Annotated in this window: 7 protein-coding genes; 3 read left to right on the top strand and 4 right to left on the bottom strand. The window is 45.4% G+C overall.

The annotated features are described in order from the left end of the window. Positions 1-306 precede the first annotated feature (306 nt). From imm9 to ppk1, 3 genes are all read right to left on the bottom strand, one after another. Positions 307-813: an Imm9 family immunity protein gene (imm9, locus tag DW862_RS16310; protein ID WP_120069366.1), complete on the bottom strand. Its 507-nt coding sequence runs from the start codon at positions 811-813 to the stop codon at positions 307-309. A 235-nt stretch (positions 814-1,048) separates the two neighbouring features. After that, positions 1,049-3,298, bottom strand: a complete 2,250-nt coding sequence (locus DW862_RS16305; protein WP_074708698.1) for an inorganic phosphate transporter — start codon at positions 3,296-3,298, stop codon at positions 1,049-1,051. A 433-nt stretch (positions 3,299-3,731) separates the two neighbouring features. Then, positions 3,732-5,915 carry a polyphosphate kinase 1 gene (ppk1, locus tag DW862_RS16295; protein WP_118407739.1) on the bottom strand — a complete coding sequence of 728 codons (2,184 nt, stop codon included), beginning with the start codon at positions 5,913-5,915 and terminating at the stop codon, positions 3,732-3,734. A 55-nt stretch (positions 5,916-5,970) separates the two neighbouring features. Between ppk1 and DW862_RS16290 the strand changes: the two genes are divergently transcribed. From DW862_RS16290 to rfbB, 3 genes are all read left to right on the top strand, one after another. Further along, on the top strand, positions 5,971-6,465 hold the full coding sequence (locus DW862_RS16290; protein ID WP_009038686.1) for a metallophosphoesterase: 495 nt from the start codon (positions 5,971-5,973) through the stop codon (positions 6,463-6,465). A gap of 99 nt (positions 6,466-6,564) precedes the next feature. Next, positions 6,565-7,434: a glucose-1-phosphate thymidylyltransferase RfbA gene (gene rfbA / locus DW862_RS16285; protein WP_004316988.1), complete on the top strand. Its 870-nt coding sequence runs from the start codon at positions 6,565-6,567 to the stop codon at positions 7,432-7,434. Positions 7,435-7,456: 22 nt separating this feature from the next. Then, positions 7,457-8,593 carry a dTDP-glucose 4,6-dehydratase gene (gene rfbB / locus DW862_RS16280; RefSeq protein WP_008026598.1) on the top strand — a complete coding sequence of 379 codons (1,137 nt, stop codon included), beginning with the start codon at positions 7,457-7,459 and terminating at the stop codon, positions 8,591-8,593. A gap of 3 nt (positions 8,594-8,596) precedes the next feature. Here rfbB and DW862_RS16275 read toward each other — a convergent pair whose 3' ends face one another. After that, on the bottom strand, positions 8,597-9,490 hold the full coding sequence (locus DW862_RS16275) for a 1,4-dihydroxy-2-naphthoate polyprenyltransferase (protein ID WP_120069360.1): 894 nt from the start codon (positions 9,488-9,490) through the stop codon (positions 8,597-8,599). Positions 9,491-9,558 lie beyond the last annotated feature (68 nt).

Raw genomic sequence — 9,558 nt, 5'->3', positions numbered from 1 at the left:
TAACAATTTAACTAACTGAATCAGCTAGTGATTTCAACTACTGATTCGCATTACTAATAGAAAACATCCTTGCTATAGGTAGAAAACTTGTTCTCCCCTAGAAGAAAAGTTCTTTTTCCCTTAGGGCAAACTAAAACCGCAAGTTCTGGTTTTATAACTGAAACTTCTGATTACATAATCAAAAGTTCCGGTTTTATAATCAGAACTTGCGGTTATAGTTTTCTTACCAACAAAGATACGTTTTCCTGCCGGGATAAGCAAGTTTAATCCCTATGAAAAGGAAGTTTGATTACGATTCAGTTACTATCACCGTTTCTTTACTTTATATCCTTTCAAGGTAAAACCTACTTCAAACAAATTCAAAAGGGCGATCCGGATGTTATCTTCAATATAGGTTCCCATAGTATCATATTTCGCAAAGTAGACGGGAAGCAGCCTGTTATTCCTCCTATAGCTTTCATCCGGTGTTTTACCGGTAAAACGTTCTTTCTTCTTCACTCCCCAACGAACGGTTTTACTGCAAGGGAGAGGTATACCGATCGTCAGTACTTTTTCTTTAGTTACCGTATCGGTGATTCCATGTTTCCGGATACTGATATGGCTGGCTCCCAAATAAGTGCCGATATAAAGGACAACGGTCAGCGTCCAATCGTCCAAAGCCTCATCGGTTTGAATACCATTTACCAAATCAGAGAAATAGTTCTCAACCATTTCTTTGTCAAAACTGTTTAGTTCGGGCCATTCACATTTCTCAAACAACTGATGCACATTGACAGGAACCAGTAAAGTAGTTATTTCTAATTGATATTTCATTCATTTCATTTTTACACCATTGCATTTTAAATCGTCTCAAATATCTTACCGACTATAAATATACAATTTTATCAAATCAAATGCTAAAGAACAGAGCTTTTTTATCCAACCACTTTCTAAAAAGAAAAGACTGTTTGACATACCCTCACTTATATAAATAGGGTTTATCAAGCAGTCCTTTTCTTTCGAGTTATCATTCGTTTTTTCCAGTGAAGGACGTTATCGTTTCCAGCCTTTACGGCATTTCAGTCTCCATTTGGAATTTACGGCTTACTTTCATTAAGTTGATGGTGTAAGTGACTACGTTCTGTGCTTCCTGAACCATCGTGAGATATACCATGCTAACCCGGATGCTTCCCGATTGGCTTTGGATGCGTTGCAGTTCCTTACGTTTCAATAGCGAAAGCTGTCCGTTGAGATCGTTGGCACGACGGATTTCTTCTTCCAGATTGTTGTACTCGTTGTTTTCCATTTTCTTACGGCATTGCTGAATCAGATATGTAATATCTTCGGCAACATCGCTGAATTCACCTTTCTGAATGGCATCCAATGGGTTGAAGTTGTTGTCGGTATGTTCCAGGCAAGGTTCGCAGAGACGAGAAATACTGTAAACCAGTTCGCTGGCAAAGTCGTTGCCTTGATAGTAATAAAGTCCCTTTTCGAGTACGGTGTTGTTGTCGAGGCGGCACATGGCTACGGTGCCGGAACGTTTCATCTGTTTGATGAGCTGTTTTTCAAATTTTGTGGAACCCATAGCACGACGCAGTCCTCGAAGATTTTCGTGGAGGAAAGAAGTGACGGTCAGTTCGAAGTTAGTTTCTGCATATTCCAGCACTTTGGAAAGTTCTTCACGGGTGTGCTTACGCATCAGTTGCAGGGCTTCTGTGCTGTCTGTGGCTTGCATAAGTTGCTTCAGAGTTTCGTTACCTTGTTCTTTCGCTTTGCGTTTTTTGTACATCACTTGGCTACGGATCAGGATGAATACAGCTATACCGATGAGTGCGATGATAGAGATATTTCCTCCATAATGAAGTACGAGGGCTACGAAGAAACAGATGGTGAAGGCAGCTCCGGCAGTGATGAACCAGCCACCGATGACGCTTAATACGCCGGTAATACGATAAACGGCAGAATCACGTCCCCAGGCACGGTCGGCCAAGGAGGTACCCATAGCTACCATGAAGGTTACGTAGGTGGTAGAAAGAGGAAGTTTCAGGGAAGTTCCCAAGGCGATGAGCAGACCCGCTAATACCAGGTTGACAGAAGCGCGGACAAGGTCGAAAGCTGCTCCGTCGGCAATGATAGCTTCGTCTTTGCGGAAGCGGGAGTCAAACCATTCTTTGCTGCCACTTGGCATAATGCGGGAGATTCCGTTGGCAAGTGTCATACTGATGCGGACTACTGTACGGGCAATCGGGGTACTTCCGAATGTTTCTTCTCCTTCATCTTGACGGGAAAGGTCGACGGATGTTTTAATTACGGCGTGTGCCTTTTTAGAAGTACAAAGGGCGTAGACCATAACGGCTCCGGCTCCGATAAGGAAATACCACGGGGTTTTGGCGGGCCCCAGCAGGGAGGTCATCAGGAAGCCGTTCGGATTTCCTCCTCCGTTGGCGGTATAGTCCATAAAAGAGGAGAAGCCTGCGAGGGGAACACCGATGAAGTTGACAAGGTCGTTGCCGGCAAAAGCGAGGGCGAGGGCGAAGGTGCCCATCAATACAATGACTTTGAAAACGTTGATTTTCATCCAGTGAAGGATTTGCATCAGTACGGTGAAGAACACGAAGAAGACGGCGATTAACATTAATGTGTTGTCTTGTATCCAGTGTTTGTTTTCGGGGGTCATGAAGGAGCTGTCTTTCAGTCCTTTGATAAGCATGAAATAGATGATGGCGGTAGCGGCTACACCTCCGAAGAGGGCAATGCTGTATTTCATCTTTTTCGTATAGTTGAAGGTGAATATCACACGGGCCAGCCATTGTACGATCATTCCGAAGAAGAAGGCGATGGCGACGGATACGAAAATGGCCATGATGACGGAAAGGGCTTTGTCGGTGTTTATGAGGTCGCCTAAACCGAGGGTGTCGCTATTATGTACTTTGATAAGTGAGAGGGCGAAGGTTCCTCCGAGTAGTTCAAAGACTAGTGAAACGGTGGTGGAGGTGGGCATACCCATGGAGTTGAATACGTCCAGCAGTACTACGTCGGTCAGCATGACGGCTAACAGGATGCACATGATTTCGGCAAAGTAGAAGTGCTCGGGCTGGTAGATGCCGTGCCGGGCTATGTCCATCATGCCATTGGATAGGGAGGCGCCAATAAATATGCCGACGCCGGCTATGAAAAGGATGGTTTTAAACGAAGCGGCTTTGGCACCTACCGCGGAGTTTAAGAAGTTGACTGCGTCATTGCTGACTCCGACTATCAGATCGAAGACGGCAAGGACGAAGAGGAAGATGATAATGCATAAATAAATAGTCTCCATAAATAATATGTGTATGTTGTTTCCAGTTGCAAAGGACGGGATTTGACGTTGCAGGGAGGTGTCATACATGTTACAATTGTATTACAATCATCTTTCTTTTGTCTTGAAACAAAAGAAAGAAGCAAAGAAAAATTCAAGGCTGACTTTTTTCTCCTACTCGCTTCCTTCACTTCGCTAAAGGGCAGAAACTCGCTACGCTCAAACAGTCTGCCCTTCTTGACGCTACGTTACGGGCGCTCGCTTGACGGAGAAAAAAGTAGGCCGGGAAACCATGCGGGGTGCAGGTCATTGTGATCGTATGTATGATGGGGGCTGGGGTATGGTTGTAATGATGTGTTTTGCAATGATGTGTTTTGCAATGATGTGTTTTGCAATGATGTGTTTTGCAATGATGTGTTTTCCGCAGCATAGTTGCTGCGGAAAGAATTTTATGTTAGTTGTCTTTTTGGTTTAGCCAGTCGTAGAAGGTGTATTGGGCTCGGACGGCAGGGGTGCCGGGTGTTCTTTTTTTGAATATGTTTTGCAGCTTATCATCTACCCAGCAGGCTTTTTGGTTGTCGGCGAGTTGGATGTCGAGCATTTCGATGAGGCTGTCACGCAGGTCGGGGGCAAGAACGGGGGTGATGGCTTCGATGCGGCGATAGAGGTTACGGCGCATCCAGTCGGGAGAGCCCATGAATACTTTGGGGGTGCCGTCGTTGCCGAAGTACCAGATGCGGGCGTGTTCGAGGAAGCTATCCACAATACGGGTGACACGGATATTACGACTGTATGACTGTCCGGGGATGAGGCAGCAGATACCACGGACGATAAGGTCGATTTGTACACCGTGTTCGGAGGCTTCGTAGAGGCGGTCTATCATGGTAGGGTCTTGGAGGGCGTTCATTTTTAGGATGATGCGTCCTTGCTTGCCTTCGTCTGCGAGGGATATTTCGCGGTCGATCAGGCGGTTCAATTCGGGGATGAGGTTGAAACGGGCTACCAAAAGGGTGGTGAACTTCGGGTCTTCTTTTCCTTGCAGGGTACGGAAGAGGTTATAGAGGTCGGCCACTATTTCTTTGCGACAGGTGAAAAGACCGCAATCGGCGTAAAGGGTGGCGGTTTTTTCGTTAAAGTTGCCGGTGCTGATGTAGGCGTAGCTGGGGATTTTCTCACCGTTTAATCCGCGACGACGGATCAAGGCTACTTTGGCGTGCACTTTCAAACCAGGGATGCTGTAGATTATCTTGATACCGGCGGCTTGCATCATTTCGGCGGTGGCAAGGTTGTTTTCTTCATCAAAGCGGGCTTTCAGTTCCACAAATACGGTGACTTTCTTGCCGTTTTGGGCGGCGGCTATCAGGGTGTTGATGACGGCGGAGTTTTCCGCTACGCGGTATTGAGTTACCATGATTTCACGGGTTTCCGGGTTGTGCACGGCTTCATACAGGAAGTGGATAAAGTGCTCGAAAGAGTGATAAGGGTAATATAATAATAGGTCTTTTTTGGCGACGTAATTGAAAATGGATTCTTTCTCATCGAGGACGGTCAGCTTCATCGGCTTCGGTTTTTCGAGGCTATGAAGGGATTTGTTCGGGTTGGGAAGATGACGCAGGTCTTCGAGGTTCAAATGCTTATCACCGGGGACAAGTTCGTCACGCTGAATACGGAAGGCATCCACAAGGAAGTCCAGGAATTCAGAAGGCATAGCACGGTCGTAGACGAAACGGCAGACGTCACCGATCTTGCGTTTCTTCACTTTCTTCTTGAGTTGAGCGACGAGGTCGGCACTGCTGGCGGTGTCGTCAATCAATATATCAGCATCACGGGAAATTTTGATGCAGTAACTGGAGTCGACATCGTAGCCGGGGAAGATCAGGTTGAGGTTTGCCTTGATGATGTCTTCGGTAAACATCAAATAATGATTTTTCTCGCGAGACGGAAGTTCGATGAAGCGGGGCACTTTGGCGTAGGGTTGTTTCATCACAAAGTAAAGGGGTTGTCGGAGGTCTGTTACATTTGGCCTTGCTGCTTCCATACCTACTTTTATACCTTCTCCGTCATTTCTTTCATTTATGCACTCTCCGGTATATTTTTCTATATTTTCTTTAGTTTCTTCTCCTTTGTTTTTTTCTTCTTTCTTCGGATAGACTCGTATTGCCAGGTAAAGACGGTTATCCCGCAGGAAGGAGACAATTTTATCTTTGGATACAGGCACAGGTTGCAGGTAGGGAAAGATTTCCTCCCGGAAAAAGTCTTTGATAAACTGTTGGTGGAACGGTTCTACATGGTTGTCCTGATAAAAGATGATATGATTTTTGCGCAGGGCAGGCAGTATTTTTTGTTCATAGATGCGTACACGGTCATCCAGCTGGCGGGTGACTTCTTTATTTATTTCCTCTACCAGTTCGCGGGCTGACTGTACGGTTTCTTCATCGCTTTCCGTAGCGCCGGAAGCAACAGCTTTATGGTCGGCTACACGGATTTTGTAAAACTCTTCGAGGTTGGAAGAGTAGATAGAGATGAAGTTGATACGTTCGTAAAGCGGCAGACGCTCGTCCAGAGCCTCCAACAATACGCGGTAATTGAATGAGAGCCAACTTATATCTCGCTTGAAATAATTATATTTGCTTTCCATGTGCTTTAAGATTTTTCCAAATATAGTATCTTTGTGGGATTAAACAAAGAATTTTATGACAAGAATTGGATTATTATCTGATACTCACGCTTACTGGGATGAGAAATACCTGGAATATTTCGAACCGTGCGACGAAATCTGGCACGCCGGAGACATCGGTTCACTGGAAGTAGCGGAAAAGTTAGCCGCATTCCGTCCATTCCGGGCGGTGTACGGAAACATTGACGGACAGGAAATCAGAAAACTGTATCCTCAAATAAATCGTTTCACGGTGGATGGTGCGGAAGTACTGATAAAACATATCGGCGGTTATCCGGGAAAGTACGATCCTTCCATCATCGGTAGTCTGATGACGCGACCGCCCAAGCTTTTTATCAGCGGACATTCGCATATATTAAAGGTGAAGTATGATAAAACGCTGGATATGTTACATATCAATCCGGGAGCTGCAGGTATGTCTGGTTTCCATAAGGTGCGGACTTTGGTGCGTTTTGTTATCAATCAAGGGGCGTTTCAGGACTTGGAAGTTATCGAACTGGCGGACAAATAAAATAAATGTCCCCACCTGACTGAAAAATTATTTTAAAATTTTGCCACGTCGGAATTCTTTCCGACCTTTGCACACTGTTAATGAATAACTCAGACGAACATGAAAGGAATTATTCTGGCCGGTGGTAGTGCCACCCGACTTTATCCGCTTTCCAAAGCGATTTCCAAACAAATCATGCCTGTGTATGACAAGCCGATGATTTACTATCCATTGTCGACACTGATGTTGGCAGGAATACGCGAAGTGTTGATTATTTCGACTCCACGTGACTTGCCTATGTTCCGGGATTTGCTGGGAACGGGTGAGGAGCTGGGTATGTCTTTCTCCTACAAAATACAGGAACAACCTAACGGACTGGCACAGGCTTTCGTATTGGGAGCCGATTTCCTGAACGGTGAACCGGGCTGTCTGATTCTTGGGGATAATATGTTTTACGGACAAGGCTTTTCTGCCATGCTCCGCCGGGCTGCCAATATAGAAAAAGGCGCCTGCATCTTCGGCTACTATGTAAAAGACCCGCGCGCTTATGGTGTAGTGGAATTTAACGAACAAGGGAAAGTTATTTCACTGGAAGAAAAACCGGAAGTGCCGAAAAGTAATTATGCCGTTCCCGGACTCTATTTCTATGATGCCAGTGTGACGGAAAAAGCAGCAGCTCTTCGTCCTTCAGCACGTGGAGAATATGAGATTACAGACCTGAATCGCCTGTATCTGGAAGAAGGCACATTGAAAGTGGAACTCTTCGGACGCGGATTCGCATGGCTGGATACGGGTAACTGCGACAGTCTGCTGGAAGCATCCAACTTCGTGGCTACTATTCAGAACCGGCAAGGTTTCTACGTCAGCTGTATTGAAGAAATCGCCTGGCGTCAGGGATGGATTCCGACGGAGCAATTGCTTCTGTTAGGTCAGCAACTCGAAAAGACCGAGTACGGAAAGTATCTCATCGAATTGGCAAAACAATCCTAAAATCAACATAATAGAATAAAATATGAAAACTTATCTAGTGACCGGTGCCGCAGGATTTATCGGGGCAAATTACATCAAATACATCTTGGCCAAACATAACGACATCAAAGTCGTGATATTGGATGCTTTGACGTATGCAGGTAACTTAGGAACGATTGCCAAAGACATCGACAACGAACGCTGCGTCTTTATCAAAGGAGACATTTGTAGCCGTGATGTGGTAGACGGTCTTTTTGCTGAGTATCGTTTTGATTATGTGGTGAATTTCGCTGCCGAGAGTCACGTTGACCGCAGCATTGAAAATCCGCAACTGTTTCTGATTACCAACATTCTCGGAACACAGAACTTATTGGATTGTGCACGCCGCGCATGGGTAATGGGAAAAGATGAACAAGGATACCCTACCTGGAGAAAAGGTGTACGCTATCATCAGGTATCCACCGACGAAGTGTATGGTTCACTGGGAGCCGAAGGGTATTTCACAGAAACAACCCCGCTTTGTCCTCACAGCCCGTACAGTGCCTCTAAGACTAGCGCAGACATGGTAGTGATGGCTTACCATGATACTTATAAAATGCCGGTAACAATTACCCGCTGCTCAAACAACTATGGTCCGTATCACTTCCCGGAAAAATTGATTCCGTTGATTATCAAGAATATCCTCGAAGGAAAACATCTCCCCGTCTACGGTGACGGCAGTAATGTACGCGACTGGCTTTATGTAGAAGATCACTGCAAAGCGATTGATCTCGTTGTACGTGAAGGTAAAGACGGAGAAGTGTACAACGTTGGCGGACATAACGAGAAGACAAACCTCGAAATCGTAAAACTGACTATTTCAACTATCCACCGTCTGATGGCAGAGAATCCCGAATATCGTCAGGTTCTCAAAAAGAAGGTGAAAGACGAAAACGGAAATATTTCGATCGACTGGATCAACGAAGATCTGATTACGTTCGTTAAAGACCGTCTGGGACATGACCAACGTTACGCCATCGATCCTACAAAGATTACAAATGCTTTAGGATGGTATCCCGAAACAAAATTCGAAGTCGGTATCGTAAAGACAATCGAATGGTACTTAGCCAACCAGGCTTGGGTGGAAGAAGTTACCAGCGGAGATTATCAGGGTTACTACGAAAAGATGTATGGGAAATGATTCTCAACTTACCAACATTCCTATTGCAATAAGAACACCCATAAACAGCATATTACGCGAAGTCTCGCCTAATATGCTGTTTAATTTTTTACCACTATATATTTTCACCATCCGTTTCCAGGTGAGGAAATGAGGAATCAAATAGAGTTGCGGAAGAAGAGCGGCTAAAAAATGACCTTCACGAAGGAAACACAGACAGAGAAGAGAAGCTGTAACACCCAGCATCAAATAAAAATAGCGGCCGAACTTCTCACCGAAACGAACGATCACTGTTCTTTTTCCACTGCGCGCATCCGCTTCCCGGTCACGGTAGTTATTGACTACCAGTAGCGTATCAATCAATAGTCCACAAATCAGAGAGGCGATAGTGACATCCGGCGTCCATGTTAGCGCTTGCACGTAATATGTTCCGCCAACAGGCACAAATCCAAAGAAGACAATCACCAGTACATCTCCCCAGCCGTTGTAAGAAAGAGGATAAGGGCCGGTGGTATAAAGAAAAGCGAATAATACACAAAGCACTCCTACGACAATCAGTTCCCATCCGGCAAAGAAAAGTAATGTGCAACCGATAAGACAGGCAAGAGCAACCGTAATAATAATCCCGGTTTTCATCGCTTGCGGAGAAATCCATCCCTGTGCACAAGCACGTTCGGGTCCCAGGCGATCTTCCCGATCTGTCCCTTTGAGGAAGTCGAAAAGGTCATTGATGAAATTAGCGGCAATTTGCATCAGACTTGCGAACAGACAGCAGATCAGTGCCGGCAACCAGTGAAAATGCCCGTCCATCGCAGCGAGAGCTGTACCTATCAGAACAGGGGTAATAGCTCCTGTAAGAGTTTTGGGACGTGCAGCTAATATCCATGCTTGTAGCGAGTTACGCTTTACTTCTTCCATACTTTAATATATTATAAAGAGTTTTGACGGACAAAGATACATGATTTTTCGTATCTTTGCACCCCAGA

The sequence above is a fragment of the Bacteroides sp. AM37-9 genome, assembly GCF_003603455.1.
Lineage (GTDB): Bacteria > Bacteroidota > Bacteroidia > Bacteroidales > Bacteroidaceae > Bacteroides > Bacteroides xylanisolvens.
This window is presented reverse-complemented; position numbering and strand designations above follow the sequence as displayed.